The sequence below is a fragment of the Sphingomonas sp. UNC305MFCol5.2 genome (assembly GCF_000712135.1).
GTDB lineage: Bacteria > Pseudomonadota > Alphaproteobacteria > Sphingomonadales > Sphingomonadaceae > Sphingomonas.
In genome coordinates this window covers 279915-306674 of sequence record NZ_JOOE01000003.1, presented here as the reverse complement: position 1 = coordinate 306674, position 26760 = coordinate 279915, and the positions used below count along the sequence as shown (strand labels likewise).

General features: G+C 65.1%; 31 protein-coding genes. 14 read left to right on the top strand and 17 right to left on the bottom strand.

Features of this window, described 5'->3' with window-relative positions:
* Positions 1 to 49 precede the first annotated feature (49 nt).
* The 3 genes from mprF to BR78_RS0113125 form a co-directional block, all read right to left on the bottom strand.
* Positions 50 to 2683, bottom strand: coding sequence for a bifunctional lysylphosphatidylglycerol flippase/synthetase MprF (gene mprF / locus BR78_RS0113135; RefSeq protein WP_025560938.1), 2634 nt, complete (start codon positions 2681 to 2683; stop codon positions 50 to 52).
* Positions 2680 to 3102: a DUF2147 domain-containing protein gene (locus BR78_RS0113130; protein ID WP_025560939.1), complete on the bottom strand. Its 423-nt coding sequence runs from the start codon at positions 3100 to 3102 to the stop codon at positions 2680 to 2682. Before BR78_RS0113130 ends, mprF begins: the two co-directional genes overlap by 4 nt.
* Positions 3103 to 3199: 97 nt before the next feature.
* Positions 3200 to 3568 carry a hypothetical protein gene (locus tag BR78_RS0113125; protein WP_231478256.1) on the bottom strand — a complete coding sequence of 123 codons (369 nt, stop codon included), beginning with the start codon at positions 3566 to 3568 and terminating at the stop codon, positions 3200 to 3202.
* A gap of 198 nt (positions 3569 to 3766) precedes the next feature.
* On the opposite strand from BR78_RS0113125, the gene BR78_RS22000 reads away from it, so the two are divergent.
* The 6 genes from BR78_RS22000 (at position 3767) to BR78_RS0113095 (ending at position 8327) form a co-directional block, all read left to right on the top strand.
* Positions 3767 to 4129 (top strand): PDZ domain-containing protein, encoded by a 363-nt coding sequence (locus tag BR78_RS22000; RefSeq protein WP_025560942.1) that lies wholly within the window; start codon positions 3767 to 3769, stop codon positions 4127 to 4129.
* Between the two features lie 4 nt (positions 4130 to 4133).
* Positions 4134 to 4820 (top strand): winged helix-turn-helix domain-containing protein, encoded by a 687-nt coding sequence (locus BR78_RS0113115; RefSeq protein WP_025560943.1) that lies wholly within the window; start codon positions 4134 to 4136, stop codon positions 4818 to 4820.
* Positions 4817 to 6160, top strand: coding sequence for a sensor histidine kinase (locus BR78_RS0113110; RefSeq protein WP_025587384.1), 1344 nt, complete (start codon positions 4817 to 4819; stop codon positions 6158 to 6160). Before BR78_RS0113115 ends, BR78_RS0113110 begins: the two co-directional genes overlap by 4 nt.
* A 179-nt stretch (positions 6161 to 6339) precedes the next feature.
* Entirely contained in the window at positions 6340 to 7416 is a 1077-nt protein-coding gene (locus BR78_RS0113105) for an acyltransferase family protein (protein WP_025560946.1), read from the top strand.
* 120 nt (positions 7417 to 7536) lie between these two features.
* Positions 7537 to 8004, top strand: coding sequence for a 2-amino-4-hydroxy-6-hydroxymethyldihydropteridine diphosphokinase (gene folK / locus BR78_RS0113100; RefSeq protein ID WP_025560947.1), 468 nt, complete (start codon positions 7537 to 7539; stop codon positions 8002 to 8004).
* Positions 8001 to 8327 carry a DUF1905 domain-containing protein gene (locus BR78_RS0113095; RefSeq protein WP_025560948.1) on the top strand — a complete coding sequence of 109 codons (327 nt, stop codon included), beginning with the start codon at positions 8001 to 8003 and terminating at the stop codon, positions 8325 to 8327. Before folK ends, BR78_RS0113095 begins: the two co-directional genes overlap by 4 nt.
* Before the next feature lie 10 nt (positions 8328 to 8337).
* On the opposite strand, the gene BR78_RS0113090 is transcribed toward BR78_RS0113095, so the two are convergent.
* Entirely contained in the window at positions 8338 to 8823 is a 486-nt protein-coding gene (locus tag BR78_RS0113090; protein ID WP_025560950.1) for a nuclear transport factor 2 family protein, read from the bottom strand.
* 258 nt (positions 8824 to 9081) lie between these two features.
* On the opposite strand from BR78_RS0113090, the gene BR78_RS0113085 reads away from it, so the two are divergent.
* Positions 9082 to 9393 (top strand): GIY-YIG nuclease family protein, encoded by a 312-nt coding sequence (locus BR78_RS0113085; protein WP_029725491.1) that lies wholly within the window; start codon positions 9082 to 9084, stop codon positions 9391 to 9393.
* Between the two features lie 298 nt (positions 9394 to 9691).
* On the opposite strand, the gene BR78_RS21760 is transcribed toward BR78_RS0113085, so the two are convergent.
* From BR78_RS21760 to BR78_RS0113050, 6 genes are all read right to left on the bottom strand, one after another.
* Complete coding sequence (locus BR78_RS21760; RefSeq protein WP_156022316.1) at positions 9692 to 10240, bottom strand: hypothetical protein; 549 nt, start codon at positions 10238 to 10240, stop codon at positions 9692 to 9694.
* Positions 10227 to 10841 (bottom strand): DUF5343 domain-containing protein, encoded by a 615-nt coding sequence (locus tag BR78_RS0113070; RefSeq protein ID WP_025560953.1) that lies wholly within the window; start codon positions 10839 to 10841, stop codon positions 10227 to 10229. The genes BR78_RS21760 and BR78_RS0113070 overlap by 14 nt, the downstream gene beginning before the upstream one ends.
* A gap of 62 nt (positions 10842 to 10903) precedes the next feature.
* A complete protein-coding gene (locus BR78_RS0113065; protein WP_025561245.1) occupies positions 10904 to 11959 on the bottom strand; it encodes a ribonucleotide-diphosphate reductase subunit beta in 1056 nt (351 codons plus the stop codon).
* Between the two features lie 4 nt (positions 11960 to 11963).
* The gene (locus tag BR78_RS0113060) at positions 11964 to 12215 is read right to left on the bottom strand and encodes a hypothetical protein (protein ID WP_025561246.1); all 252 of its coding nucleotides are present in this window, start codon (positions 12213 to 12215) and stop codon (positions 11964 to 11966) included.
* Positions 12212 to 12430 (bottom strand): hypothetical protein, encoded by a 219-nt coding sequence (locus BR78_RS0113055; RefSeq protein ID WP_025561247.1) that lies wholly within the window; start codon positions 12428 to 12430, stop codon positions 12212 to 12214. Before BR78_RS0113055 ends, BR78_RS0113060 begins: the two co-directional genes overlap by 4 nt.
* A complete protein-coding gene (locus BR78_RS0113050) occupies positions 12427 to 12744 on the bottom strand; it encodes a hypothetical protein (RefSeq protein WP_443027681.1) in 318 nt (105 codons plus the stop codon). Before BR78_RS0113050 ends, BR78_RS0113055 begins: the two co-directional genes overlap by 4 nt.
* Before the next feature lie 77 nt (positions 12745 to 12821).
* On the opposite strand from BR78_RS0113050, the gene BR78_RS0113045 reads away from it, so the two are divergent.
* Positions 12822 to 13085, top strand: a complete 264-nt coding sequence (locus tag BR78_RS0113045) for a DUF2171 domain-containing protein (RefSeq protein ID WP_025561249.1) — start codon at positions 12822 to 12824, stop codon at positions 13083 to 13085.
* Between the two features lie 152 nt (positions 13086 to 13237).
* On the opposite strand, the gene BR78_RS0113040 is transcribed toward BR78_RS0113045, so the two are convergent.
* The 3 genes from BR78_RS0113040 to BR78_RS0113030 form a co-directional block, all read right to left on the bottom strand.
* Positions 13238 to 13621 carry an endonuclease domain-containing protein gene (locus BR78_RS0113040; RefSeq protein WP_037566691.1) on the bottom strand — a complete coding sequence of 128 codons (384 nt, stop codon included), beginning with the start codon at positions 13619 to 13621 and terminating at the stop codon, positions 13238 to 13240.
* Between the two features lie 94 nt (positions 13622 to 13715).
* Positions 13716 to 15629 carry a ribonucleoside-diphosphate reductase subunit alpha gene (locus BR78_RS0113035; RefSeq protein WP_029724598.1) on the bottom strand — a complete coding sequence of 638 codons (1914 nt, stop codon included), beginning with the start codon at positions 15627 to 15629 and terminating at the stop codon, positions 13716 to 13718.
* Positions 15630 to 16163: 534 nt separating this feature from the next.
* Positions 16164 to 16646 (bottom strand): winged helix-turn-helix transcriptional regulator, encoded by a 483-nt coding sequence (locus BR78_RS0113030; protein WP_025587797.1) that lies wholly within the window; start codon positions 16644 to 16646, stop codon positions 16164 to 16166.
* An 88-nt stretch (positions 16647 to 16734) separates the two neighbouring features.
* On the opposite strand from BR78_RS0113030, the gene BR78_RS0113025 reads away from it, so the two are divergent.
* Positions 16735 to 17382, top strand: coding sequence for a dihydrofolate reductase family protein (locus tag BR78_RS0113025; protein WP_025587795.1), 648 nt, complete (start codon positions 16735 to 16737; stop codon positions 17380 to 17382).
* Positions 17383 to 17470: 88 nt separating this feature from the next.
* On the top strand, positions 17471 to 19060 hold the full coding sequence (locus tag BR78_RS0113020; RefSeq protein WP_029936670.1) for an amidase: 1590 nt from the start codon (positions 17471 to 17473) through the stop codon (positions 19058 to 19060).
* A gap of 7 nt (positions 19061 to 19067) precedes the next feature.
* On the opposite strand, the gene BR78_RS0113015 is transcribed toward BR78_RS0113020, so the two are convergent.
* Positions 19068 to 19526, bottom strand: coding sequence for a DUF2721 domain-containing protein (locus BR78_RS0113015; protein WP_037566830.1), 459 nt, complete (start codon positions 19524 to 19526; stop codon positions 19068 to 19070).
* A 91-nt stretch (positions 19527 to 19617) separates the two neighbouring features.
* On the opposite strand from BR78_RS0113015, the gene BR78_RS0113010 reads away from it, so the two are divergent.
* Complete coding sequence (locus BR78_RS0113010; RefSeq protein WP_081855770.1) at positions 19618 to 20766, top strand: GNAT family N-acetyltransferase; 1149 nt, start codon at positions 19618 to 19620, stop codon at positions 20764 to 20766.
* A 65-nt stretch (positions 20767 to 20831) separates the two neighbouring features.
* Here the strand turns inward: BR78_RS0113010 and BR78_RS0113005 are convergent, their stop codons facing one another.
* Positions 20832 to 22523, bottom strand: a complete 1692-nt coding sequence (locus BR78_RS0113005) for an acyl-CoA dehydrogenase (protein ID WP_029936668.1) — start codon at positions 22521 to 22523, stop codon at positions 20832 to 20834.
* 46 nt (positions 22524 to 22569) lie between these two features.
* On the opposite strand from BR78_RS0113005, the gene BR78_RS0113000 reads away from it, so the two are divergent.
* Both BR78_RS0113000 and aqpZ read left to right on the top strand, forming a co-directional pair.
* Positions 22570 to 23538, top strand: a complete 969-nt coding sequence (locus tag BR78_RS0113000) for an L-threonylcarbamoyladenylate synthase (RefSeq protein ID WP_029936667.1) — start codon at positions 22570 to 22572, stop codon at positions 23536 to 23538.
* 100 nt (positions 23539 to 23638) lie between these two features.
* Positions 23639 to 24367 (top strand): aquaporin Z, encoded by a 729-nt coding sequence (aqpZ, locus tag BR78_RS0112995; protein ID WP_029936666.1) that lies wholly within the window; start codon positions 23639 to 23641, stop codon positions 24365 to 24367.
* A gap of 37 nt (positions 24368 to 24404) precedes the next feature.
* Here aqpZ and msrA read toward each other — a convergent pair whose 3' ends face one another.
* A complete protein-coding gene (msrA, locus tag BR78_RS0112990) occupies positions 24405 to 24950 on the bottom strand; it encodes a peptide-methionine (S)-S-oxide reductase MsrA (RefSeq protein WP_029936665.1) in 546 nt (181 codons plus the stop codon).
* 87 nt (positions 24951 to 25037) lie between these two features.
* Between msrA and galE the strand changes: the two genes are divergently transcribed.
* Positions 25038 to 26030 carry a UDP-glucose 4-epimerase GalE gene (galE, locus tag BR78_RS0112985; protein ID WP_029936664.1) on the top strand — a complete coding sequence of 331 codons (993 nt, stop codon included), beginning with the start codon at positions 25038 to 25040 and terminating at the stop codon, positions 26028 to 26030.
* On the opposite strand, the gene BR78_RS0112980 is transcribed toward galE, so the two are convergent.
* Positions 26027 to 26740 (bottom strand): phosphatase PAP2 family protein, encoded by a 714-nt coding sequence (locus BR78_RS0112980; RefSeq protein WP_051683330.1) that lies wholly within the window; start codon positions 26738 to 26740, stop codon positions 26027 to 26029. The two genes, galE and BR78_RS0112980, sit on opposite strands and share 4 nt — an antisense overlap.
* Between the last annotated feature and the right edge of the window lie 20 nt (positions 26741 to 26760).

Genomic DNA, 26760 nt, shown 5'->3' with positions numbered 1-26760 from the left:
CCGAGTAGGCGCCACCAGCGCGATTTCGCCCGGCGCCCTGAGCGACCTATCAACACGGCACCGGCTCCTTGAGCGCGTGGGTTGCCTGGATCGGGGTATTTTCCGGGACGATGGCTGCGATCCGCGGCGGGGCGCTCTCCTGGCCGATCAGGCGTGACAGGTCCCGCAGCGCCTGGATCAGCCCCATGCCGTGCGGTCCGGCGACATAGCGCGGCTCCCAGACGGGCGCGAACTTCTCCTTATATCCGTGCAGGCCTCGGAAGCCGTAGAAACGCTCTCCGTGGTGGAAGACGAGCGCCGCCACTTTCGCCCAGGCGGGGGCGAGCCGCCGCCCGTCGATTCCGGCAAGCGGCGCCATGCCGAGCGTGAACCGTTGATAGCCGCGATCCTTCGCCCATTGCATCAGGTTCACGAACAGAAAGTCCATCGTGCCTTTCGGCGCGTCGTCGCGATACCGCATGAGGTCGACCGAGGCTTCCTGCTTGCCTTGCGTCAGCCAAAGATTGGCGAAGGCGACGATCCTGCCCTCGACGGTGACGAGGCCGATATCGAAATTGGCCAGATAAGTCCGATCGAAACGGCCGAGGCTGAAGCTCTTCTCACGATGCTTCTTGCTCCGGACCCACTCGTCCGAGATCATCGCGAGTTCGTCGAGGATGATCGGCACGGCAGCGGCCGGGACGATTTGAAACCGGGCTCCCGCGTTCGCGGCCGCGTGTTCCGAACGGCGAGCACTGCGCAGGCGCGGCGTCGCGATCTCGAAACCGGCGAGGTCGACGATCGCCTCCTCGCCATATTTGATGATCTGGAGGCCCAGGCCGATGGCGATGTCGAGCGTCTCGGGCGAAACTTCGTACAGCAACAGGCGGCCCTGCTGGCGATCGGCGAGGTCGCGCAATGCCCAGAGCAATTCGGCCCATGCCTCCTGCGCGCCGACGGGATCGCCCATCACGATCCAGCTGGTGCCCTTGACCTGATACATGAGGAAGGCGTCACGTTGCCGTGAAACGAGGAAGCGCTTGTCCCCCGTCAAAGCGAGCATCGCTTCGGTGCGCGTGGCCGAGGCGAGGATGGCGCAGATCGTGCCCATGTCCTGATCGGCCGATATTTCGCCGGCATGGCCGTGCGCCGGCGAGAGGAGTCTCCAGACCGCCGCGCCCGCGAGCACCACGCCCATCCCGACCGTGGCGCGGAGGAATCGCGGTGCATCGCCGTCAAGGGCGAAATGCCACCAGAGATCGTCAGCATAAGCGATGTTGCGATAGGCAAAGAGACCCGCCCAGACGGACAGCGCGACCATGACCGCCACCGAAGCCAGCCAGCCCGCAGTGAGGGGCTGCTGAGTCAATGCCGTGCGTCGATAGAAGGCGCCGCGCGTCCATTGCAGCAGGCCCGCAAGCGCGAGGCAGACAAAGGCCTCCTCATAATCGATCCCCTTGGCGAGCGAGAACAGAGCCCCCGCCAGGAGCAGCAAGCGAGTGGCGTGAAAGGCGCCGTCGAGCCGCCGGCAAAGCCCCGGCGCGAGGAGCAGGAGGCCCGTGCCGGCCAGGCTCGCGGCGACGTGGCTCGCTTCGATGAACGGAAGGGGCAGGATGCCGGCGAGCGCGCCCATCCGCGCCTGCAGCGCCGGCAACGATCCCGAGAGCAACAGCATGGCCCCCCCAAGGAACGTGGCGGCACCGAGAACCAGCGGCGACGCGCTGTTCGCCAGCGTTCGGACGCTGGCGAACAGCTGTCCGACGCGGCGATGCCGCGTGCCTTCATGCCAGGCGAGCAGCAGCACCGCCACGGCCAGCGGCAGCAGATAGTAGATCAGGCGATAGGCGATCAGGGCCGCGAACAATGCCGCGCGATCACTCGGCACCATCGCGAGGACCACCGCCTCGAACACGCCGATCCCGCCGGGCACATGCGTGAGGACCGCCGCGATGATGGCGAGCGAATAAGCGAGGACGAAGGCTGGAAGCAGGGCAGGTCCAGCGCCAGGGATCAGGACGAGGAGCGCCGCGCTGGCGAAGGTGATGTCGATCAGGGCAATGCCGATCTGGGCAGCGAGCTGCGAAGGGCGCGGCACAGGGAGGCGCAAGCCGAAGAGCGAGAGGGAAGGGCGAACCAGGCTCAAGGTCGCCATCAGCGCAGCGACGAGGAGCAGGACGAAGGCGCCGGCCAGATGCGCCTGCGTCGCGCCAAGCGTCAGGCTGGCGATCGTCACGCCCCCGGCACTGCTCAACAGCGCCGCCCCCGCGACAGTAACCACGCCCGCCCAGAAAGTGGCGCTGGCGAGAGCGACGACACGGGCGACGTCCATCCCGTCGAGCCCCGCCGCAGTGTAGACGCGGTATCGGGCGGATCCACCGGTCAGCAGGGAAAGCCCGAGATTGTGGCTGAGCGTGTAGCTCGTGAAGGACGCGAGCGCCGCGGTGCGCCACGGAAGCGCCCGGCCTATCACCCTGAGTGCGAGCACGTCGTAAAAGGTGAGCGCCAGATAGCTGCCGGCGGAAAGGGCGAGGGCAAGCACGACCTGTCTTGCCGACAATGCCCGGGCGGCGGCGCGAACATCGGCATAATGAATTTCGCGGGTCAGCGCCTCGAGCGCGGCGAAGCCGAGTGCGATCAACAGGAGCACCATCGCGACTCTGATCGGCCCGCGATACCGCTCCAACAGGATGCGCAGCCGGCTCATTGGGGCAGGCGCTCGATCCGGCTCCAGACCTGTGACTTGCAGATCAGCCCGCCGAGGATACACCCTTTGACCTTGAGCCGGGTGGGCGAGATCGCGTCGATCTCGGAGGAGAAGCGGCGTCCCATGTCGGGCACGAAGACGGTGCCGGACCAGCTCCCGGCGCGATACGGCCGGTAATTTTCGAGGAGTTCGGTGCCGACAAGCGAGTCGACGCCATTCTCCTTGGCGTCTTTCCGCGCTTCATCGCTCGCCCAGACGATCCACCCGCAGATCTTGTCGCCGCAAGCGCCCGTGCGTACCGCGACGGACCCGTGCGGATTGAGCCACAAGCCTTGCGGCGAGCTTGCCGGCTGGGCCGTGGCGATGCTGGTCGATGCGAGTATCGCCGCCAACGCGGTCATGATCCCTGGCTTGTGCATGCGGTTTTCTCCGTCAGGAGCCCGACCCTTATCCTCGCCCGGATTGCCGCGACTTCAGCGTTGGCTGAAGAATTGGTAATGTGGCGGTCGGCCGCGCTCAGCGGCTGAGCGCATAAGTGATCACGAAGCAGGCGAGCGTGAGGAGCAGCATCGCGGCGATGAAGGCCCGGTCGGCTATCCGCTCGAGCCAATGAAGGCGCGCATGCGACTGAACGCGGAGCGCGAAATAAGATGCGAGCGTCGCCGAGAGGAACAGCACGGCGTCGATCGACAGCAGATCGTCGGCGATAGTGCCCTGGCGGCGCACCGCCGTGGCGACGCGCAACAGGCTGATGCCGGTGAGGCATACCCCGACCATTGCCGCTGCGACGGGACAGATGAGCCGGCACGTCCGTTCGTCGAGCGCAGAAAGGCTGTCGTTCGGGACGGGGGAATCGTTCATCTCGGGCGCGTTCCCTGGCGGCATCGCTCCCGTCTAGCCGCCGTCGGCGAACCCTGGGCTGAAGGAAAGATGAGCAAAAGTTCATCCGTTCCCAACCCGCGCGAGAAGCGTGGTACGCTAGTCAGGAGGCGGTCGCCAAGGAATCGAGCACATGGCCGTCGCACAGCGCCTCGAACATATTCTCATGATATCGCGGCGGGAGTTTCCGCCGGGGTTAGAACGATGAACGGCATGCGGTCGCTCCGATCGCTGATGCTGGCGATCGTCGTGTTGGCGGGAATCGCCGCGGTGTTGCTGTCTAGGCAAGTCGGTTATCGGCATCAAACCGGTGGGGAGGATTCGCTAGGGGCTACCCTCGTGCCGGCCTCCGCTGCGGGGCCGCTCCTCGTCGACAGCCTCCGTTCGGGCGGCGAGGCCGAGCATGCGGGATTGCGGGTCGGCGATCGCATCGAGGCGGTGGGCAGCCGGGCCGCGCGTTCGAAGAGGGATGTCGAGCATGCGCTCGCGACACATCATTCCGTGCTCTTGCATGTACGCCGCGCCGGTCACACGCTGCCCTTGACCGTCACATCGCACCGGAGCTGAACAGGTGGGACATAAAATCCTTGTCGTCGAGGACGACGACGCGACTGCGAAGTACATCGTCAAGGGCCTTGCGGAGGAGGGGTTCGTGGTCGACCGCGCCGATAATGGCCGGGACGGCCTCTTCCATGCGACGGACGGGTCTTACGCCTGCATCGTGCTCGACCGGATGCTGCCTGGGCTCGACGGGATGGCGGTTCTCGGCGCGATGCGCAGCGCGGGAGTGGAGACGCCGGTCATCGTGCTGTCGGCGCTCGGTTCAGCCGAGGACCGTATCGAGGGACTAACCAGCGGATCGGACGATTATCTCGGCAAGCCCTTCGCCTTTGCGGAGCTTCTTGCGCGCATCCGCCTGCTGATCCGGCGCGGCACGCCGGCTGCCGCGCCTGAGACGGTGCTGCGGTGCGACGATCTGGAGATGGACCTGCTTGCACGGCGGGTTCGCCGCGCCGGACGGACCATCGAGCTCCAGCCCCGCGAGTTCAGGCTGCTCGAGTTCCTGCTTCGCCATGTCGACCAGGTGGTGAGTCGCACCATGCTGCTCGAAGGCGTTTGGGACTATCATTTCGACCCGGGTACCAACGTGGTCGACGTTCATCTCAGCCGCCTGCGCAAGAAGGTCGATGAAGGGGCCGTGCCGCCGCTGCTCCACACCGTGCGAGGTGCGGGATACCGCCTCGGCGCGGCGCCATGATATGGCGCTCGACCACCTTCCGGTTCGCGGCGCTCGTCTTCCTCTGCCAGATCGTGGCGGCGGCGATCCTGCTGGCGGCGGTCGGCGCCGTGCTGCGCGGACGCAGCGACCAGGCTGCCGCCGCCGCAGCCGAGACCCTTCGCGACGATCTGCTCGCAACCTACACCCGCGGCGGAGCACCGGTGCTCGCGCGCGCAATCGAAGCGCGTGAGACGGGAGCGATCACGCGCAACGCCGTCATGCTGCTCGTCGATGGTTCCGGCCGTACCGTTGCGGGCAATCTCGCCGCCTGGCCTCCCAGCGTGCCGACATCGGGCGGTTACGCGGAGATCCAGCTCTACCGCATCGGCCACATCGCCCCCGAGACCATGCTCGTGCGGACCACGCACTTGTCTGGAGGCGAGGGCCTACTGACCGGGATCGGAGTCGAAAGCGAGCGCCAGCTTCTCGACCTCCTGGGAGAAACCAGCGCGCTGGCGCTTGCGCTCGCGCTGATCATGGCGGCACTCGCGGCCTGGCTGGCGGCGCGATTGATCGTTGCCCGCCTCGAGGGCACGATCCGGACCTTTCGCGAAGTGCGCGACGGCGATCTGGGGCGCAGGGTGCCCGACGACCGGTCCGGCGACGCTTTCAGCATCCTGGGGGAAGAGGTCAACCATACGCTCGATCGAGTCACTTCGCTGATCACCGAGCTCAAGATCGCCACGGACGGCCTCGCGCATGACCTCAAATCACCGCTGACGCGCCTGCGCGTCGCTCTGGAGCAAGTTGCGCGCGAAGTACGCGAACCGGCAGCACAGGAAGCCGCCGCGCGGGCGCTGGCTGAAGGCGAGCGCCTCACCGCATTGGTGGAAACTGCCTTGAGCATCAGCCGCGCCGAGGCGGGCATCGGCCGCGAAAGCTTTACCAGAATAGACCTTGTTCCACTGTTGACCACGATCGCAGAGATTTATGCGCCGCTGGTCGAGGATCATGGCCGGACCATAATCGTCGACGCACCGGTGGCCATCAGCTGGCTTGCGCATCGCCAATTGCTCGCGCAGGCCGTCGGCAATCTGATCGACAACGCAGTCAAATACGGAGACGGCACGATCACGCTCGAACTCGCCGCCGGAAGCGAAATGGCGACGATTACGGTCCGGGACCAGGGGACTGGAATACCCCCTGCGCTGCGGCACGAGGCGCTGCGCCGTTTTGGTCGCCTGGACGCAGCGCGTGGGGGATCCGGGGCAGGCCTCGGCCTGTCGCTGGTCCAGGCGGTCGCCCATCTGCATGGCGGCACGGTCGAACTGGAGGACGCCGTACCCGGCCTGATCGTGCGGATCCAGCTCCGTCACTGATGCCCATGTCGGGCGTCATGACCTTTCGTCTCAATGCGACTTTCGCGGTCCAGGACTGTGAGAATCCTTTTGCGTCGGGGCCTGAATATTCGGCCGCCGCGGCAATCTACAGGATTTGTTAGCTATCATCGGTAAAATTGCGCGCGATGTCTCACCGGCGCTCAGGCAATCTCATTGCATTGGATCTGCTGCGCTTCGGCTGCGCACTGTTGGTGCTCGCCTTTCATTGGGGAAACGGTTTCGCTTATTCTCCACCGCCCGGGGGGCGTGCGCTGCTCGAGGGAATGCCGGTCGATGCGGGGTGGTCCCCTTTCGTGAACTCTGGGTGGATCGGCGTAGAGTTGTTTTTCGTCGTGTCGGGTTTCGTAATTGCGTGGTCCGCCGAGGCTTCAGGTGCCGCGTCATTCGCCGGCCGGCGTCTCTTGCGCCTGGTGCCGAGCGCCTGGATCTGCGCCACCATCACCGCGGCTGCAATGATCGCTTTCAATACGCTCCCGGCTGGAGTCGTCGTAGCGCAATGGTCTGGATCAATTCTTTTCTGGCCGATGTTCGGCATCGATCCGAGCTACTGGACGCTGGCTCTCGAAGTAAACTTCTACCTGCTTATCGCGCTGTCGCTGATCGGAGGATCCACCCTCGAACGGATTGAACGGGTCGGTGTGCTGCTCGGCCTGGCGAGCGCCGCCTATTGGGGTGCCTCGCTCTATGTCGAAGTTCCATCGGCGACCCAACGAATCGCGCAGCTGACGCTTCTGCCGCATGGTTGTTTCTTCGCACTCGGAATGCTGATCCGAACACGACAGCGACTGGGATGGCGGTCGTTCCGATTGGTCTATTTCATTCCCATTTGCGTCGCGGGGGTGATGGAGATCGATGCCCATCGGATCGTAATCAATGGCGACCGCTTGGCATATGCCCCTCCGCTGCTCTTGTTCACGCTCTGCCTTTTGCCGATATTGTTCGCCGAGCGCCTTCAGCCGCAGCTCGAGCGCCATATAAGTCCCTCGGTGTCCACGATGGCCGGGTTGATTACCTATCCGCTATATCTACTCCACCAGGAGCTGGGCGCGATACTGATCGGAGGCTTCCTCCATCTTGGCGCGGGATACTGGCCGGCCGCCGCTGTCGCGCTCGTCGTGATGTTGACGCTGTCCTGGGCGATTGTCCGTGCCGGAGAACCGCCGCTGCGAGCCATGCTCAAGTCGTTCGGCCGCTCGCGATTCGTGCGCACGAATGTCGGCGAGGCGACGCTCTGACGCCGTCAGGCAGGTAAGGAGTCGGCGGTTCCGGAAGGCCATCTGCGTTCCGAGCCGGATATGCAATCGCGGTACGGGAGGGGCTTGGCGTGGGCACGACGCCGCGATAGGCCCTGTGCCGTGCCGACAACAAGCTACGCCATCGCGCTGGGTTCCAACCGCAGGGGGCGCCATGGCAGCCCCGAGGCCGAGCTGGCCGCGGCGCTCGCGGCCCTGGGCGGGGTGGTCGCGGTGTCGCCGGTGCTGCGCACCCCGCCGCTGGGGCCGTCGAAACGCCGCTTCGCCAATGCCGTCGCGCTGATCGAGAGCGACGAGGAGCCGCCGGAATTGCTCGCGCGATTGAAGGCGATCGAGCGCGCGTTCGGCCGACGGCGCGGGCGGAGCTGGGCGGCGCGGGTGATCGACCTCGACATCATCCTGTGGTCCGAAGGCGCTTGGGGGCAGAAGGGGCTGACCGTGCCGCATGCCGCGTTCCGGGAGCGCGATTTCGTGCTGCGGCCGCTGCTGGCGGTGGCGGCGGACTGGCACGATCCGGTGAGCGGGTTCAGCGTGCGGCAGCTCGCGGCGCGGCGCGGCGCACGGCGATGACCGAGGACGCGCCGCTGGTGCTGGAAACTGAGCTGTGGCGCTGGGCGCCCGAGCCGCCCGCCAAGGCGAGCTGGTATTTCGTGACGATCACCGGCGCGGCGGCCGACGCGATCCGTGCGCGCGCGTTCGAGCTGCGCGCGATGGGCGGCGCGCGCGGGTTCGGATCGGTGCGAGTGCGTGCGTCGATCGACGGGGTAGCGCTCGAAACCTCGGTATTCCCGCACAAGGCGAGCGGCGGCTATCTGCTGCCAGTCAAAGCCGAGGTGCGGCGCAAGGCGGGGGTGGCCGAAGGCGATCTGGTGGAAGTGGCGATCCAGGTGTGAGCGCGCCCGCTTATCGCGCGGGGCGGTGCGAATAGCTGAACACGCGGGCGAGCTGCCAGCCGCCGGGCGTGAGCTTCCAGAGCTGGACGAAATGGGCCTTGCCGCTGAGCTTCTCGGGGCCGTCGCCCTTGCGTTCGTAGAAGAGATGGTCGCCTTCCTCGATCGCGCCGAAGCCGGGGACGGGCTGGACGTCGAGCGAGTCGAGGACCAGTTCGCGGCGGAGGCGCCACGCATCGGGCGCCTTCTTGGCCTCGCAATCCCTGGCGTAGCGATCGACGAAGTCCTTGCGGTCCTTGCCCGTCACGCCGGCGCGATCATGGTACATCTCGAAATCGGGAACCACCATCGCCGCGACCCGGGCGGGATCGCACTGGTCGAAGAAGACATGGAAGAATTCGGTGTCGGCGGCGTGGATGGCTTCGCGCAGCGCGGGACCTTCGGGGAGCGTGACGGGCGCTTCCTGCGCGAGGGCGATCGATAGGAGGAGGGGGAGCATGGCGGACCTCGCTTGTGGTGTATTGTGAATGTAATACACTAATGGGGTCGGCTGGCAAATGCTCGGGTCTCTTGGGGCGGGCGGAGCCCGTGTCGGCATATTGCCGGAAGCGCACGCCCTTGCCGGCCGCGGCGCAAGCGCATCCGGATCGGTGCGGTCTCCCCCCGCTCCCGTCCCCCGGCCCCTTCGACTGCCTGCAAGGCAGGCGCTCAGGACAGGCTTGTGCCGGGGTCCACCGGGCGGCAGGCTGCACGGCTGATGATCGACGGCATCCCCTGCGTCTACATCCTCGCGAGCGGCTATAACGGTGCGCTGTACGTCGGCGTGACGTCGAACCTGATCGGCCGCTTGTTGCAGCACCGCGAAGGCACGTTCGACGGGCACACCAGGAAGTACGGCATCTACCGGCTGGTCTATTTCGAAGTCGGGGACTCGATGGAAGGCGCCATCGCGCGCGAGAAGCAGCTCAAGCGCTGGCGGCGCGAATGGAAGCGCAATCTGATCGAGCGGCAGAACCCGGCGTGGAATGACCTTGCGGTGGGGCTGGGGTTGGAGCCGCTGGCGGTGTGACGTGCGGCGCAGTGGACCCCGGCACAAGGTCGGGGTGACGGTGTGGGCTTGGGGCCGCTGCTCACCACTCTCCCATCGTCATCCCGGACTTGTTCCGGGATCCACGGTGCGGCGGGGCGAGAGCGCTTGAGGGGCGCCTGCGCTGGCGGCGCGAGTGGAGGTGGATGATCGAGCGGAAGAACCCGGCGTGGAACGACCTTGCGGTGGGGCTGGGGCTGGAGCCACTGGCGGTGACGGCGGCACGTTACCTCCTAGCCGAGGCCGCGTGACGATATAACGCATTCTCCGGTAGTTCCCTTTAGAGTTGAAAGTTCGGATGACGGGACGTCACTGCTCTAAGTCTTGAGAATATTTCGGATATATACCCTAGAGTTTCGTTAAAGGAGGGAAAGTAATCCCCCGGATGTGCGCATTCGTTTCGCTTGGATAACATTCCAAAAAGCGCCTTTGTTTCCGCCTTCGTAAAGACCTTCATCGCCCCCAGCGCTTCTATGAGCGCGTGTTCAGTGTAGTTCTCCGCCATCTGTTCAACTGAGAGGACTTTCCATTTGGGGCGAGCGGCGTTGAGTAAGACGAAGCCGTCACTCGCAACGAGCGCCTGTAAGCAATCCGCCATACCCGCCCAAGCCATCACATGCGCCGCTCGGAAGAGCCCATTTTCGACACATCTCAGGCCCTGGCGAAAAATCTCATCTTGGCGAAGAGTAAGGCCGTTTAGAGAAGTGTAGCTCTCATCTAATGTGATTTTTCTGCTTGCAGACGATTCAAGGCTACCGAATATTTCATGCGCCTCCGCCTCAAATAGGGAAATCCTACCGGCCCAAATTTGTATTTCATTTTGAGGCATCGATAAGATGCTTTTTCATGGCTGCAAAGAACTTATCGTAAACCTCGCCGGTGGCAGCCGTAGGAAGGGTCAACTCAACATTCAAATTGATCGTCATACCGCCAACGCCGCTTATTTGACGAGACACGATGGATCTGGCGTTTTGTTGGGCGCCGTTGCTCTGGTCTTCGATTTCGTTCACCTGATTATCGTCAAGTGATTCGAAATCACCAAATTGAGCAAGACTTCGAAAAGTGGAAACCATCTGCTTCACGACGGCATCGCCGACAGTGGTTTTTGCCTTGAAAAAATTCGTTAGAGCTTCGGCGTCTTTTCTGTTTGCATCAGGGAAGGTTTTGAAAAGCTCTGCATAGCCGTTCTTTGTACCGCGCGCTGTTGCTAACTGAGGGTTGGTGCGGGCATCCTTCCAAAGCTGCTGCGGAACTCCCGATCCGTCTATAAAACCGATATGCTTTAAAACGCCGATGACGGGGCGGTCATTGCTGCTCTTGTATCCCCAAACGGGAAGCTCTTTCGTAGTGAATTTGTCTGGAACGCCGTGCGAACCGATCGCTTTAATGACGGCAATCAAGGTTCCGACGTTCTGAGTATATGGAAACATTGTCCCCTCCCCATAGCGAGGGGACAACATAGACAGACAAAGATCAGTGTCCAGCCACCGAGTTATTCTGCTGCGATTCCTGCCTTTGAGAACATGTCCCCGCTTTCGCTCGCGTCCTCATTTGCTGGCTTCTCAATCTTCGCCTTCTGCCGCTTGTCGAACGAGTCCCAGACTTCGTTCCAGTTCCCCCGCGTCGCGCCCTTCGAATATTCCGTCGCGCGCTGTTCGAAGAAATTGGCGTGCTCGACGCCGTTGAGCAAAGGGGCGAGCCAGGGGAGGGGGTGTTCGTCGATCATGTAGATCGGCTTGAGGCCGAGCTGGCCCAGCCGCCAGTCGGCGATGTAGCGGATATACTTCTTGATCTCCTTGGGGGTCATGCCGGTCACCGGGCCGTGCTCGAAGGCGAGGTCGATGAACGCGTCCTCGAGGCGGACGGTGGTCTGGCACATGTCCATGATGTCGGACTTGACCGATTTGGTCAGACAGTCGCGCTCGCGGGTGAAGGCGTGGAACAGGCGGATGATGCCTTCGCAGTGCAGGCTCTCGTCGCGCACCGACCACGAGACGATCTGGCCCATGCCCTTCATCTTGTTGAAGCGCGGGAAGTTCATCAGCATCGCGAAGCTGGCGAAAAGCTGGAGCCCCTCGGTGAAGCCGCCGAACATCGCGAGCGTCTTGGCGATGTCCTCGTCATTGTCGACGCCGAACTTCTGCAGATAGTCGTGCTTGTCCTTCATCTCGGCATATTCGAGGAACATGCCATATTCGCTCTCGGGCATGCCGATCGTGTCGAGCAGGTGGCTGTATGCCGCGATGTGCACCGTCTCCATGTTGGAGAAGGCGGCGAGCATCATCTTGACCTCGACCGGCTTGAACACGCGGCCGTATTTCTCGTGGTAGCAATCCTGCACCTCGATATCGGCCTGCGTGAAGAAGCGGAAGATCTGGGTGAGCAGGTTGCGCTCGTGATCGGTGAGCTTCTGCGCCCAGTCGCGGCAATCCTCGCCGAGCGGCACTTCCTCCGGCATCCAGTGGATCTGCTGCTGGCGCTTCCAGAACTCGTACGCCCACGGATATTCGAACGGCTTGTAGGTCTTGCGGGCTTCGAGAAGAGGCATGGGATTACTCCGAGACGAACTTGAGATTGATGGCGATGTAGGCAGCCGTTTGGACAAGCCAGATTACGGGGATCAGAACCAGCGCGATACGGCCCGCCTGATTGAGCGTGAACAGCTCGAGCTTGCGTTGCGACGGGGTAATCCAAGGATAACGCGGCGGATAAGGGAGGTCGGTCTTTCGCGCCCTCCTAAGCGCCCAGAGGAAGGCGCATGCGCAAAGCAATGTGGTGAGCGCATAGGTGATATGGAGACTCATGCCGCACCCGCCATCGTAGCGACGGCCGCGAAGCCGCCGAGGAACAGGCCCAATGCGAACAGCATCATGCCGGCGATGCGCAGGGCATAGCCGGTCGCCTCCGCGTCGGGCAGGCGCAGCGCGCGGCGGGCGAGTGACGGACGCAGCAAAGTCGTCAGCCCCGCGGCGCCCGCGGCCCCGGCCAGTCCGGCCATCAAGGCGAGGCTGCGCGTCATTCGTGGTCGATCACCGTGGTGTGGCGCTCGCGGACGATGCGGTCGCGATAGACGACTTTCCGGCCCCGATTGGCGCCGACGCCGAACACCACGATCCCGAGGAAATAGCCGAAATCGTACCAGCCGCCATTGTTGGGCACGGCATAGATGGCGATGTCGGGCAGGATCAGCGACAGGAACCAGGCGACCGGGAAGATGAAGCCGTGCCACAGCCCGAGCAGGAAGCCGGGTGCCTGCGGGGATACGCCGGCGCTCACTTGTGTCGCGCAGGCGGCGAGCAGCATCGGCGCGGCGAGCGCGGCACTGTTACGCATGCGGATCATTTCCTATCTCCTGCATCGTTCGCGGCGCTCATGCGTTGCCGAGCCGAACCAACCCAAGGAGTGATCCCATGGCCGACGCGAGTGCAATCAGGGAACATATGGAAGTCATCGGCGCCGACGGCGTCCATGTCGGCACCGTCGACCATGTCGATGGCGACCGCATCAAGCTGACCAAGAAGGATTCGAGCGCTGATATCGAAGGCGCCGAGGGCAGCCATGCCGGGCATCACCACTACATCTCGATCGGCCTCGTCGCCGATGTCGAGGGCGACCAGGTGCGGCTCAGCGCCACCGCGGCGAACGCAGTGCTGTTCGAGGAAGAAGAGGGCTGAACGGACGCGAGTCCCCCTCACCCTTCCGGCGCTACGCGCCTCCCTCCCTCTCCCACAGGGGGAGAGGGAATTGAGGGCGACCACCCCCCTCTCCCCTTGTGGGAGGGGGAAGGGGCCCGCGCCGAAGGCGTGGGAAGGGTGAGGGGGACGCATCACGCGAAGCTGCCCCGCAACTCGGACGGCAGGTTCCGGGCGATCTCGGCAAGCCCGCCTTCGATATTGCCCATCACATCATTGTTCCAGAAACGCAGCACACGATAGCCTTCCGCGTTGAGGAAGCGGGTGCGCGTCTCGTCGTGCGCGCGCCGCTCGGCGTGGGTGGCGTCATCCACTTCGACGATCAGCTTCGCGGAGTGCGAGCAGAAATCGGCGTGATACGGGCCCATCGGGACCTGATGCCGGAATCCTGCTGCGGGCAAGGCACGGCGGAGTGCGGCCTTCAGAGCCCTTTCGACGGGTCCGGCGTTCCGGCGCAATTCGCGCGAACGAAAGACGGTGACGGCGGGAAGCAGCTGGCGCTTGGTCAGACCATCCACATTCCCCCTCCCCCTCCCACGCCGCTGCGCGGCGCGGGCCCCTCCCTCTCCCACAAGGGGAGAGGGGTTTTCAGGGCGGGCTAGCTCCGCCACCTCACTGGCACGCCAGGCATTCGTCGTAATCCTTCGATTCGACCTGGATCTCGCGCAGGTCGATCGTGTTGTCGGCCTCGACGCCGCCCGCGAAGCCGGCGCGTTGCACCGACTTGGAGCGGAGATAGTAAAGCGACTTGATGCCCAGCTCCCACGCGCGGAAGTGGAGCATCAGCAGGTCCCATTTCTCGACATCGGCCGGGATGAACAGGTTCAGCGAGGCCGACTGGTCGATATAGGGCGTGCGATCGGCGGCGAGCTCGAGCAGCCAGCGCTGGTCGATCTCGAACGACGTCTTGTAGCAGTCTTTCTCTTCCTGGCTCAGGAAGTCGAGGTGCTGGACGCTGCCGCCCTGCTCGAGGATCGAGCTCCACACGCCTTCCGAATTCTTGCTCTTCTCGCTGAGGAGCTTCTCCAGATACGGATTCTTGACCGAGAAGCTGCCCGACAGCGTCTTGTGGGTGTAGATGTTCGCCGGGATCGGCTCGATGCACGCGCTGGTGCCGCCGCAGATGATCGAGATCGACGCAGTCGGCGCGATCGCCATCTTGCAGCTGAAGCGTTCCATCACGCCCATCTCGGCGGCGTCGGGGCACGGCCCACGCTCGACCGCGAGCTGCATCGAAGCCTCGTCGACCTGCGCCTTGATGTGCTTGAACATCTTGAGGTTCCACGACTTCGCCATCGCGCCTTCGAAAGCGAGGCCGCGCGCCTGGAGGAAGGAGTGATAGCCCATCACGCCCAAGCCCACCGAACGCTCGCGGCTAGCCGAATAAGCGGCCTTCTCCATGCCGGGCTCGGCGCGGTCGATATAGTCCTGCAAGACGTTGTCGAGGAAGCGCATCACGTCCTCGATGAAGCCCTTGGCGTCCTTCCACTGATCCCAATTCTCGAGGTTGAGCGACGAGAGGCAGCAGACCGCGGTGCGCTCATTGCCGAGATGGTCCTTGCCGGTGGGCAGGGTGATCTCGGAGCACAGGTTCGAAGTCGAGACCTTGAGGCCCAGATCGCGGTGATGCTTGGGCATGTTCGAATTCACGTGATCGGCGAACACGATGTACGGCTCGCCCGTGGCCAAGCGGGTTTCGACCAGTTTCTGGAAGAGCGCGCGGGCATCGACCTTGCCGCGCTCGGACTGGTCCTTGGGGCTGCGCAGCGTCCATTCGGCGCCGTCGCGCACGGCCTCCATGAACGCGTCGGGAATGAGCACGCCGTGGTGGAGGTTCAGCGCCTTGCGGTTGAAGTCGCCCGAGGGTTTGCGGATCTCGAGGAACTCCTCGATCTCGGGGTGCGAGATATCGAGATAGCAGGCGGCCGAACCGCGGCGCAGCGACCCCTGCGAGATCGCGAGGGTCAGCGAATCCATCACGCGGACGAAGGGGATGATGCCGCTGGTCTTGCCGTTGAGGCCGACCGGCTCGCCGATGCCGCGGACATTGCCCCAATAGGTGCCGATGCCGCCGCCACGCGAGGCGAGCCAGACATTCTCGTTCCACGTGTCGACGATCCCGCCGAGGCTGTCGGGCACCGAATTGAGGAAGCACGAAATCGGCAGGCCGCGCCCGGTGCCGCCGTTCGAGAGAACCGGGGTGGCCGGCATGAACCAGAGCTTCGAGATGTAATCGTAGATGCGCTGGGCGTGCGCGGCATCGTCGGCATAGGCCGAGGCGACGCGGACGAAGAGATCCTGATAGGTCTCGCCGGGGAGGAGATAGCGATCCTTGAGCGTCTCCTTGCCGAACTCGGTGAGCAGCGCGTCGCGCGAATGATCGACTTCGAGCGTGTAGAGCTGCGGCGCGACGGCGCGCGTATCCTGGTCCTTGGCGGACTTGCGCGGCTTCGCCTTGGTCCCGGCGGCAATCGTGGCTTCGGCGACGGTGTCGTTCACGCTATTTTCCGTGTCTCTGAATTCCATGTCATCCGACCCCTTATACCCTTGCACGCGCCTCCTTCCGGGAGGCCTCGGCGCGACTCGGGGGCGGCTTGTCGATCCTAGCATCGACACGGCGCGGCACGAGAACAAAAAGTGTACTCGTCGCCGGCGGCCGGGCACAGCAGAGCCTGTTCCGCATATGGGTATGCGGTTGCGGTTCTACCAGTAGTTGAGCCTGCCCCTCAGTCCTACCACTACAGATTGTGCCAAACCGAGTCCCGGCACAAGGGGTTAAATCACGCGTTAACCAAACGATTCGTCGCTAAAATGACTCGACTCACGGACGGCCGAAGCGCGCTGCAGCCCGCGACGCATGGTCAATCCTCGGGTCCCGCAAAGGCAAGAGAACACAGCGCGAACCGAAAAAATATTCCGGGGGAGGAATCGGTGGACACAATGGGTGGTGGTGCGGTGGAGTTCGATCCAGCGGGTTCAACGCAGCACAATTTCCGGATCGCTTCGACCTCGGCCAAAGAAACTCCCTCCCTTGCAGGGAGGGGAATCTGAATGCCGACCCTACCCCGCCAGTTCGCGATATGCCGCCTCCAGCCGCTTGGCGACCGAAGGACCCGATCGGGGCGCGGCGCCGAGATGCGTCGTGCGGAGCTCGTCCATGAACTGCTCCCACATCGCCGGGCCGCCTTCCTCGAGCAATTGGTTGCGGATCACGAGTTCGGGCTTGGCCGGCAGATGCGCGCGGCCCCAGGCGCCCATCGCCACCAGCAGCGGCAAGAGCTGGATCGCCTTTTCGGTGAGGCTGTAGAGCGTCTTCTGCTTGTGGCTGGGATCGTCGGCGCGGCTGACCAGCCCCGCCGCCTCGAGCCGTTTCAAGCGATCGGCGAGGATGTTCGAGGCGATCCCCTCCATCGACTCGCGCAGCAGCACGCGGAAATGACGGCGATTGCCGAACATCATGTCGCGGATGATCACGAGGCTCCAGCGATCGCCGAGCACCTCGATCGCGAGATTGATCGGACAGCCCGAACGCGGCTCTTCCATATGGATCTCCAAAAAAACCGCTTGCAATATACAATCGGTTTGCGTAACTCGCAACTGGTTGCAAAACGCAAGCAGACGGAGAAGGACAATGTCGAAGGTTCGCGTAAGTGCATTCAGCGTCTCGGCCGACGGATATGGCGCGGGGACGGATCAAAGCGTGGAGGATCCGCTCGGCCGGCGCGGCGAGGAACTGCACGGCTGGGCTTTCGAGACCCGCACCTTCCGGACGATGTTCGGACAGGAGGGCGGCTCGACCGGTGTGGATGAAAGCTATGCGGCACGGAGCATGGCGGGGCTCGGCGCGTGGATCATGGGCCGCAACATGTTCGGCCCGGTGCGCGGCGAATGGCCCGACCATGACTGGAAGGGCTGGTGGGGCGACAACCCGCCCTATCATGTTCCCGTCTTCGTGCTGACGCACCACGCGCGGCCGTCGATCGAGATGGAAGGCGGCACCGTGTTCCACTTCGTCACCGACGGGATCGGGAGCGCGCTCGAACAGGCGCGCGCCGCTGCAGGCGATCGTGATATCCGGATCGGCGGCGGGGTGGAAACGATCCGCGAATATCTGGCCGCGCGGGCGATCGACGAGCTGCACATCCCGGTGGCACCGGTGCTGCTCGGCAAAGGCGAGGCCTTGTTCGCGGGGCTCGACCTCGACGCGCTCGGCTATCGAATCGCCAAGCAGGAGGCGGGCGAGAATGCCGTGCATCTGACGATCGTGCGCGGCGACTGAGCGACCGCGCCCGACCGGCCAGCTTCGACTGGCGCTTGGAGTAAGCTTCGCATAGCTTCGCCCCGGAATCGGCGATTTGGGGGCGAAGATGCGGCATTTGCTGGCGGTTGCGGCTTTGGTTTCGGCGCTTCCGGTAACCGCGCAGGAAGCCGCGCCTTCCAGATCGTCCGCTGTGGTCGAGAAATCGATCGATGAGCTGCAGGCGATGCTGGCGTCGGGGAAGTGGAGCAGTGCGCGGCTGACCCAAGCCTATCTCGACCGGATCGAGGCGATCGACCGCAAGGGACCGACGCTGCGATCGGTGATCGCAATCTCGCCCAATGCGATGGAACAGGCGCAGGCGAGCGACGCGCGGCGCAAGGCGGGCAAGCTGCTCGGGCCGCTCGACGGCATTCCGGTGCTGATCAAGGACAATATCGACACGATCGAGCTGCCGACCACCGCGGGCAGCCTTGCGCTGGTTGACAACTGGACGCGGCGCGACGCGCCGGTCGTAGCGCGACTGCGGGCAAAGGGCGCGGTGATCCTCGGCAAGACCAATTTGAGCGAATGGGCGAACATCCGTTCGAACAATTCGATGAGCGGGTGGAGCGCGGTCGGCGGGCTGGTGAAAAATCCGTATGCGCTCGACCGCACCGCCTGCGGATCGTCGAGCGGATCGGGGGCGGCGGTGGCGGCGAGCCTCGCCGCAGTCGCGGTCGGGACCGAAACCGACGGATCGGTGGTGTGCCCCTCGGCGATGAACGGGCTGGTCGGATTGAAGCCCACCCTCGGCATGGTCAGCCGCACCCATGTCGTGCCGATCAGCCATAGCCAGGACACGCCGGGGCCGATGGGGCGCAGCGTCAGGGACGTCGCGATCCTGTACTCGGCGATGGTCGGCAAGGATCCCGAGGATCCGGCGACGATGGATGCCGACAATTATCTGGCCAACTATGCCGCCGGTCTGTCGGCGGATGCGCTCAAGGGCATGCGTGTCGGCTATTGGAAGCCCGACATGGACCAGGATCTCGCGGCGCGGTTCGACAAGGCACTGGACGAGCTGCGCGCGGCGGGCGCGATTCTGGTCGAAGTGAAGCTGCCCGAGCTGAAGGGATTCGGCGATGCCGAGGCCGAAGTGCTCTACACCGAGCTCAAGGACGATCTCGCCGCCTATCTCGCGACCACGCCGGCATCGGTGAAGGTCCGCACGATCGCCGATGCGATTGCGTTCAACGAAGCGAACAAGGCCGCCGAGATGCCGTTCTTCGGGCAGGACGGCTTCATCAGGGCGGAGAAGACGCGTGGCACGAAGGACGCCGAATATCTCGGCGCGCGCGCCAAATCGCTGCGGCTGGCCGGAGTCGAGGGGATCGATGCGATGCTAAAGGCGGCGGATGCGCGGCTCCTCGTGACGCCGACCTATGGCACGCCGTGGCTCAGCGATCCCGCGCATGGCGACCATTTCGACGGTCCGTCGGCGAGCGAGCTCCCTGCGGTCTCGGGCTATCCGCATCTGACGGTGCCGATGGGGCTGGTCGACGGGCTTCCCGCGGGGCTGTCGTTCATCGGCATGGCCGAATCGGACGGACTGCTGCTCAAGGCGGGTTACGCCTATGAGCAGGCGACGCGTGCCCGGGTCGTGCCGCGCTATCTGTCGAGCGCGCCCGCCGATCTGGGGCCGCAAAAACTGAAGTGAAGCGCGCCTATTTGCTGTCGAGCTCGAGCAATTCCTCGCGGACATGGATCGCGCCGAGCGACATCCGCACTTCGATCAGGAAGTAGATCAGGCACGTCATCAGCAGCAGCATCGAGACGACGAAGGCGACGGCGACGATCGCCCCGACATGGAGGCCGAACAACCGCGAGACGAACATCAGCGCCACCACGAAGCAAGTGGCGAGCGCGCTGGAGACGCACAGGAAGATCGCCATGTTGATCACCGAGATGCGCTTGTCGATCAGCCGCAGCTCCCAGACGTGGCGGTCGTGCTCGGGCCCGGTCGAGCGCGGGTGGATTTCCTCGATGTTGCGCGCGCGATCGACGATGCGCGCGAGTCGCCCGACCATCACGTTGAGGATCGCGCCGATGCCGGCGAGCAGGAACACGGGAGCGATCGCGCTCTGGATCGTGTCGGCGACGGTGGAGAGATAGGGGCCTTCCATCATGCGCCGTTTATGACGGGCTCGCGCGCCGGAGTGAAGCCGCTTACGGATTTCTACCGGTTGGTAACCGATGCGGGCGTAGAAATGCGGGATGACCAAGCCGATGCCGCTCGATGAATTCACGCGCCTGCCGCCGATGCTGGCGGTCGAGTGCGTCGACGGACTCGCGGCGGGGATCGACCAGGTGGCCGCAGGCGCTGCGCCCTCGCACCGCTTCCTGCGTTATGGCTGGTTTGCCGCTGCGCTGCGTGCCTATGGCGGCGCGGCGCGGACGCTGACCGTGGCGCGTGAAGGCGACCCCGCGGTGGCGCTGCCGATTGTGACGGCAGGTCCCGCATGGCTGGGGCTGGCGAGCGTGCCTGGTTGCTATTGGCCGTTCCGCAGTTTCCCGGTGCGCGACGACGCCGGGGTCGAGGTGGGCGAGGCCCTGCTGGCGCGGCTCGCGCGGGAGGCGAACGCGCTGCGGCTCGGGCCGGTCTATGACGGCGATCCCGGGCTGGAATTGCTCAAGGCCGCGGCGCGGGCACGGGGCTGGGCGGTGCTCGACCGCTTCGTCGCCGAGAGCTTCCTGCTCGATATCGCCGCGCTGCAGGCCGAAGGCACCTGGCCGCGCAACTCGACGCTTCGGAAAAATCGTTTCCATGAGAAGCATCTCGGCAGTCATGGTGCGCTCGACTGGAGCTTCGTCTCGGGTGCGGGCTGGGACGAAGCGGCCTTCGACGCGCTCGCCGGGATCGAGACGAAGAGCTGGATCGCGGCGCGGACCGACGGATCGGACGCCAAGTTCACTGCCGAGGGGCATGGCGGCTTCTGGCGCGCAGCTTCGGCGGATCCGGTGGTCGCGGCGATGATGTGGGCGGCGATGCTGCGCGTCGACGGCGAGCCTGCCGCCTTCTCGTTCGATCTCAACGCCGGCGCGCTCAAATACGCGATCGCCAACAGCTATGATCCGGCGTTTGCCAAGCATTCGCCGGGCAAGCTGCTTTACTACCGCAATCTCGTCCGCGGCATCGAGGACGGCATCACGACCGTCGACTGGGGCGCCGGCGACAGCGGCTACAAGCGCGTGATCGGTGCCGAGCGCGGCCCGGCGATCCGCGACTGGCTGTTCGTGCGGCCGGGACTGCCGGCGCTGGTGGGGCGGATGCTGCATGGGCTGTGGCGGCGCAGCGGGCACAAGCAACCCGCTGTCACCCCGGCCGAAGTGCCGGGGTCCACCGATCCGCACGCGACAGACTAGAGGCGCTATCGCCTCGCCCAACCGCACAGTGGATCCCGGAACAAGTCCGGGGTGACGATGGGATGTCAGGCGGCGAAGGCGTCCGCATCAATCGAATAGAGGACGTCCGCCGGTGCCATTGCCGCGGCCTTGAGGCCCATCGCCTCGGGGACGATCTGTGCGACATAGAAGCGCGCGACGGCCTGCTTCATCTTGCGGAAGGCCGGGTCGCCCTCGCTGCGCGCGGCGATGCGGCCGCTTTCCTCCATCAGCCAGCCGCATACCGCCACCGACAGCATCGTCAGGAAAGGATAGCTCGCCGCGAGCCGGTCGTCGGTCTCGGATGCGAGCAAATTGCGGGCGACTTCCTCGCAGGCGTCGATCAGGCGGAGCAGTTCGGCATCCTCGGCATCGCCGCGCATTTCGGCGAGCAAGCCGAACAGCGTGCCGCCATTGTCCATGCTCAATTTCCGGCCGACCAGGTCGGCGGCCTGGATGCCGTTGGTGCCTTCGTAGATCGGGGTGATCCGCGCGTCGCGGAAATGCTGGGCGGCGCCGGTCTCCTCGATATAGCCCATCCCGCCATGGACCTGCAGGCCGAGGCTGGCGACTTCGTTGCCCAGATCGGTGCCGTGCGCCTTGGCAAGCGGCGTGAGCAATTCGACTCGCGCCTTTGCCGCGGCATCGCCGGCATGGCTGCGGTCGAGCTGGCCGAAGGCGTAATAGACCAATGCGCGCGCCGCCTGGGTCTGCGCCTTCATGCGGAGCAGCATGCGGCGGACATCGGGGTGCTCGACGATCGCGGCGGGGGCGCCGGCGCGGACTCCCTGGACGCGTTCGCGAGCATAAGCGACGGCGCGCTGGGTGGCGCGCTCGGCGATCTGCACGCCCTGCAGGCCGACATTGAGGCGGGCATTGTTCATCATCGTGAACATCGCGCGGATCCCGCCCATTTCGCCGCCGATCAGTTCGCCAATGCAATCGTCACGGTCGCCGAAGCTGAGCACGCAGGTGGGGGAGGCATGGAGACCCATCTTGTGCTCGATCGAGACGACGCGGACGTCGTTAAACGCGCCCGGATTGCCTTCCGCATCGAGCCGGTATTTGGGGACGAGGAAGAGCGAGAGGCCCTTGGTCCCGGCAGGCGCATCGGGGGTGCGCGCGAGGACGAGGTGGACGATGTTGTCGGCCATGTCGTGATCGCCGAACGAAATGAAGATCTTGGTGCCCTTGATCCGGTATGTGCCGTCGCCGACCGGCTCGGCTTTCGACTTGAGCGCCCCCACGTCGCTGCCCGCCTGCGGCTCGGTGAGGTTCATCGTGCCGGTCCATTCGCCGGTCGCGAGCCTCGGCAGATAGAGCGCCTGCTGCTCGGGCGTGCCGTGATGCGTCAACGCCTCGATCGCGCCGACGGTGAGGATCGGGGCGAGCGCGAAGCCCATGTTCGCGGTGCCGAGCGTTTCGAGCACTGCGATCGACAGGCTCACCGGCAGGCCTTGGCCGCCGAACTCGGCCGGCGAGCCGATCGTGCCCCAGCCGCCCTCGACATAGGCCCTGTAGGCTTCGGCAAAGCCAGCCGGCATCGTCACGCCGTTCTCGCTCCATTTCGGCCCGTCGGTGTCGCCCAGACGTTCGAGCGGCGCCCATTCGCCCGCAGCGAACTGGCCCGCGCCTTCGAGCACTGCGTCGGTCATTTCAGCCGCCTCGGGACTGATCTCGGCGAGGCCGACGATATGCTCGAGGACGAAGCGCTGCTCGGCGGTGGCGGGGGTGAACATCGTGCCTCTCTTGTCGTCTCGTTTCCCGCGCTATAGCCCCCCTCGCGTGAGCCCGACAAATCCCCGCATCTTACCCTACGGCGCGGCCGCGATCGCCGAAGCTGCGGCGTTGATTCGCGCCGGCGGCTGCGTCGCGGCGCCCACCGAGACGGTCTATGGGCTTGCCGCCGATGCCACCGATTCGCGCGCGGTGGCGGGGATTTACGCGGCCAAGGGGCGGCCGAGCTTCAACCCGCTGATCGTGCATGTTCCCGATTTCGCGGCGGCGGAGCGTATCGCGGTGTTCGATGCGGCGGCGCGTGATCTCGCGACGCGCTTCTGGCCGGGGCCGCTGACGCTGGTGCTTCCGGTCCGCGCCGATGCGGGAATCGCCGCTCTAGTCACTGCGGGGCTCGACACCATCGCGATCCGGGTGCCCGATCACCGTGCGATGCAGGCGCTGCTCGCAGCTACGGGCAAGCCGCTGGCGGCGCCTTCGGCTAATGCGAGTGGGTCGATATCCCCGACGCGTGCGGCGCATGTCGCGGCGAGCCTGGCGGGGCGGATCCCGCTGGTGATCGACGATGGCGCGACGCCGGCGGGAGTGGAATCGACGATCGTGATGGACGGCCGGATTCTACGGCCGGGGCCATTGACCCAAGCCGATTTGTTCCCCGGCGAAGGCCGGGGCCAAGTTGCCACGCAGCTCGAGACTGGGCCCCGGCCTCCGCCGGGGAACGGTGAAGGTGTAACGGCGCCTGGCCAACTCGCCAGCCATTATGCGCCGGCCAAGCCGCTGCGGTTGGGGGCGATGATCGGGCAGAAAGGCGAATGGCTGATTGGTTTCGGCGATGTCACCGGCGACGATACGCTCTCCGCCAGCGGCGATCTCGTCGAAGCCGCGGCCAATCTGTTCGACGCGCTCCACCGCGCCGATGCGGCGCCGGCCGCCGCGATTGCAGTGGCGCCGATCCCCGAGAGCGGCATCGGCGTCGCGATCAACGATCGGTTGCGCCGGGCCGCGCATCCGCGCTGAGCGTTACTTCGCTTTACTTTACTTTCGCCCGCGTGGAGCTACACTTCAGGGTATGTTCCCAAGTGTTTGAAGTGGAAGCAAAAACAGCGGGAGAAAATTCATGAGTAATGTGCAGCGCGGGCTTGCCGAATTGATCGGTACCTTCTGGCTCGTCTTCGGCGGATGCGGCAGCGCCGTGCTTGCCGCGGCCTTTCCGGACGTCGGCATCGGGCTGGTGGGCGTGAGCCTCGCCTTCGGCCTCACGGTGCTCACCATGGCCTATTCGATCGGCCATATCTCGGGTTGCCACCTCAATCCGGCGGTCACCTTCGGCCTCTGGGCCGGGGGCCGCTTCCCGGCGAAGGACATTCCCCTCTACGTGATCGCACAGGTGATCGGGGCGGTCATCGCAGCCGCCTTGCTCTGGTATATTGCCAGCGGCGCGCCGAATTATGCCGGCGGGCTCGCCTCGAACGGTTTCGGCGAGCATTCGCCGGGCCATTATGCCTTCCACGCCGGGCTGGCGATCGAAGTGGTGCTCACCTTCATGTTCCTGCTGGTGATCATGGGATCGACCGACAGCCGCGCGCCGGCCGGTTTCGCGCCGATCGCGATCGGGCTCGGGCTGACGCTGATCCACCTGATCTCGATCCCGGTGACCAACACTTCGGTGAACCCGGCGCGCTCGACCGGGCCGGCTCTGCTCGAGGGCGGGATCGCGCTCCAGCAGCTCTGGTTGTTCTGGGTCGCGCCGATCGCAGGCGGCATCCTCGGCGGGATCGTCTACAAGCTGCTCGGCGCCGAGGCCGCGAAGCGCCCGCCGATCGAAGGCGAAGCGCTCCCGGGATAATCCGGTTCCTCCCCCGCTTTGCGGGGGAGGATTTCGGTTACGCCGCGGCGCCTTCCTTCAGCCGGTTGGCGAAGCTCTTGCGGAGCTTCCGCAGCTTGGGCGGGATCACGGCGAGGCAATAGGGGTTACGCTGACCCTCGCCCTGCCAATATTCCTGATGGTAATCCTCGGCGGGATACCATTCGCCCAGCGGCTCGATCGTCGTGACGATCGGTGCCGGCCAATCGGGGCGGGCGCGATCGATCGCCGCTTCGGCCTCGACCTTCTGCGCTTCCGAATGCGGGAAGATCGCCGAGCGATATTGGGTGCCGACATCGTTGCCCTGGCGGTTGAGCTGGGTCGGGTCGTGCGTCCCAAGGAAGACGTCGAGCAACTCGCCATAGCTGATCTGATCGGTGTCGAAGGTCACCCGGATCGCCTCGGCATGGCCGGTGTCGCCGCCGCACACCTGCTTGTAGGTGGGGTTGGGGACGGTGCCGCCGATATAGCCGCTCTCGACCTTGCTCACGCCGATCACGTCGTTGAACACCGCCTCGGTGCACCAGAAGCATCCGCCGGCGAGCGTCGCGGTTTCGACTGTCATTTCATTCTCCTTGTCGCGCCCAAGATAGGTGGGGCTTGGCGCAGCGCAATCGCCCCTCTAGGCGAGGCGCGACAAAGGGAGATTGGCATGCGCGACGGTACGGTGCTGGTGACGGGCGGTGCGGGCTATATCGGCAGCCACGCGGTGCTGGCGCTGCTCGATGCGGGATGGAAGGTCGTGGTGGTCGACAATCTCGTCACCGGCTTCGACTGGGCCGTCGACAAGCGCGCGAAATTGGTCGTGGCGAATATCGAGGACGAAGCGACCATCCGCGCGACGATGCGCGACGAAGGCGTGGTCGCAGTGATGCACTTCGCCGGCTCGGTGGTGGTGCCGGAATCGGTGTCCGATCCGCTCAAATATTACCGCAACAACACGGTCGCGAGCCGCTCGCTGATCGAGAGCGCGGTGGCGAGCGGGGTTAAGCATTTCATCTTCTCCTCGACGGCTGCCACCTATGGCATTCCCGAGAAGGTGCCGGTTTCGGAGGACAGCCCGAAGGTGCCGATCAATCCGTACGGCATGTCGAAGCTGATGACCGAGTTCATGCTGCGCGACGTCGCCGCGGCGCATCCGATCAATTATTGCGCGCTGCGTTACTTCAACGTCGCCGGCGCCGATCCGCAGGGCCGCTCCGGCCAGTCGACCGCAGGTGCCACGCACCTGATCAAGATCGCGGCCGAGGCGGCGACGGGCAAGCGTGACACGGTGTCGGTGTTCGGCACCGACTTCGCGACCGAAGACGGCACCGGGGTGCGCGACTATATCCATGTCACCGATCTCGCCGCCGCACATGTCGACGCACTCGACCTGCTGATCGCGCGGCCCGAGGAAAGCCACACGATGAACGCGGGGTACGGCCGCGGCTTTTCGGTGCTGCAGGTGCTCGACGCGGTCGATCGCGTGACCAACCGCAAGATCGAGCGCCGGCTAGAGGGCCGTCGCGCGGGCGATCCGGATGCACTTGTCGCCGACAACAGCAAGATCCTGAGCACCTTGCCGTGGCGCCCGAAGCACGACGACCTCGAGGGGATCGTCAAGGACGCGCTTGCCTGGGAGCGTAAGTTGGGGGAGCGCTAGGGGCGCTTCGCAAACAGCTTGAGCTCGATCCCCCACCAGAGCAGCGCCCAGCAGCTGCCGAACGCCCAGCCCGCGAGGACGTCGCTGGGCCAGTGGACGCCGAGATAGACGCGGCTGATGCCGATCAGCCCGACCAGCAGCATCGCGACGGCGAGCACGAAGCCGCGCATCCGCCAGCCGCGCACCACCGGGAAGAGCAGGGCGGCGAGCGTCAGATAGACGATCGCACTGTTGGCGGCGTGGCCGCTCGGGAAACTGCTCGACGCTTCCTGCATCAGTTGCTGGACGAGATCGGGGCGTGACCGGGCGATCAGCACCTTGACCAGAGTCACGGCGAGTGCGCCCAGTGTCGTCGCGGCGACGACAAGCGCGGCCGAGCGGAACCGCCCCTTCAGCGCGAGGAACGCGGCGGTGACCAGCACCACCATCGTCAATATGGTCGAGCTGCCGAGCGCAGTCACGTCGCGCACCGCCGAGGGGAGCCAGTGCGGGCCCAGCGGCTGTTCCGGGTGTCCGGGCACCCGCATCGCCAGCATGATCGCGTGGTCGAGTTCAGCCGCGTCACCTTCCATCACTTCACGGCCGAATCCGATCAGGCCCAGCAGCAACAATGCCACTGCGCCCAGCGCGAAGATCGGCCAGGGGATGCGGCGCGATGCCGCAGTCTCGGGCTTCAGTTCGACCACGGATTCGGGGGGCGGACCTTCCATCCGCCTCCTAATGCCGGAAC

Bases quoted from the DNA above. Each gene is read 5' to 3' on its own strand.
- mprF (WP_025560938.1), bottom strand. From the start codon at position 2,683: ATGAGCCGGCTGCGCATCCTGTTGGAGCGGTATCGCGGGCCGATCAGA.
- BR78_RS0113130 (WP_025560939.1), bottom strand. From the start codon at position 3,102: ATGCACAAGCCAGGGATCATGACCGCGTTGGCGGCGATACTCGCATCG.
- BR78_RS0113125 (WP_231478256.1), bottom strand. From the start codon at position 3,568: ATGCCGCCAGGGAACGCGCCCGAGATGAACGATTCCCCCGTCCCGAAC.
- BR78_RS22000 (WP_025560942.1), top strand. From the start codon at position 3,767: ATGAACGGCATGCGGTCGCTCCGATCGCTGATGCTGGCGATCGTCGTG.
- BR78_RS0113110 (WP_025587384.1), top strand. From the start codon at position 4,817: ATGATATGGCGCTCGACCACCTTCCGGTTCGCGGCGCTCGTCTTCCTC.
- BR78_RS0113095 (WP_025560948.1), top strand. From the start codon at position 8,001: ATGACCGAGGACGCGCCGCTGGTGCTGGAAACTGAGCTGTGGCGCTGG.
- BR78_RS0113090 (WP_025560950.1), bottom strand. From the start codon at position 8,823: ATGCTCCCCCTCCTCCTATCGATCGCCCTCGCGCAGGAAGCGCCCGTC.
- BR78_RS0113085 (WP_029725491.1), top strand. From the start codon at position 9,082: ATGATCGACGGCATCCCCTGCGTCTACATCCTCGCGAGCGGCTATAAC.
- BR78_RS21760 (WP_156022316.1), bottom strand. From the start codon at position 10,240: ATGCCTCAAAATGAAATACAAATTTGGGCCGGTAGGATTTCCCTATTT.
- BR78_RS0113070 (WP_025560953.1), bottom strand. From the start codon at position 10,841: ATGTTTCCATATACTCAGAACGTCGGAACCTTGATTGCCGTCATTAAA.
- BR78_RS0113065 (WP_025561245.1), bottom strand. From the start codon at position 11,959: ATGCCTCTTCTCGAAGCCCGCAAGACCTACAAGCCGTTCGAATATCCG.
- BR78_RS0113060 (WP_025561246.1), bottom strand. From the start codon at position 12,215: ATGAGTCTCCATATCACCTATGCGCTCACCACATTGCTTTGCGCATGC.
- BR78_RS0113055 (WP_025561247.1), bottom strand. From the start codon at position 12,430: ATGACGCGCAGCCTCGCCTTGATGGCCGGACTGGCCGGGGCCGCGGGC.
- BR78_RS0113050 (WP_443027681.1), bottom strand. From the start codon at position 12,744: ATGCGTAACAGTGCCGCGCTCGCCGCGCCGATGCTGCTCGCCGCCTGC.
- BR78_RS0113045 (WP_025561249.1), top strand. From the start codon at position 12,822: ATGGCCGACGCGAGTGCAATCAGGGAACATATGGAAGTCATCGGCGCC.
- BR78_RS0113035 (WP_029724598.1), bottom strand. From the start codon at position 15,629: ATGGAATTCAGAGACACGGAAAATAGCGTGAACGACACCGTCGCCGAA.
- BR78_RS0113030 (WP_025587797.1), bottom strand. From the start codon at position 16,646: ATGGAAGAGCCGCGTTCGGGCTGTCCGATCAATCTCGCGATCGAGGTG.
- BR78_RS0113025 (WP_025587795.1), top strand. From the start codon at position 16,735: ATGTCGAAGGTTCGCGTAAGTGCATTCAGCGTCTCGGCCGACGGATAT.
- BR78_RS0113020 (WP_029936670.1), top strand. From the start codon at position 17,471: ATGCGGCATTTGCTGGCGGTTGCGGCTTTGGTTTCGGCGCTTCCGGTA.
- BR78_RS0113015 (WP_037566830.1), bottom strand. From the start codon at position 19,526: ATGGAAGGCCCCTATCTCTCCACCGTCGCCGACACGATCCAGAGCGCG.
- BR78_RS0113010 (WP_081855770.1), top strand. From the start codon at position 19,618: ATGACCAAGCCGATGCCGCTCGATGAATTCACGCGCCTGCCGCCGATG.
- BR78_RS0113005 (WP_029936668.1), bottom strand. From the start codon at position 22,523: ATGTTCACCCCCGCCACCGCCGAGCAGCGCTTCGTCCTCGAGCATATC.
- aqpZ (WP_029936666.1), top strand. From the start codon at position 23,639: ATGAGTAATGTGCAGCGCGGGCTTGCCGAATTGATCGGTACCTTCTGG.
- msrA (WP_029936665.1), bottom strand. From the start codon at position 24,950: ATGACAGTCGAAACCGCGACGCTCGCCGGCGGATGCTTCTGGTGCACC.
- galE (WP_029936664.1), top strand. From the start codon at position 25,038: ATGCGCGACGGTACGGTGCTGGTGACGGGCGGTGCGGGCTATATCGGC.
- BR78_RS0112980 (WP_051683330.1), bottom strand. From the start codon at position 26,740: ATGGAAGGTCCGCCCCCCGAATCCGTGGTCGAACTGAAGCCCGAGACT.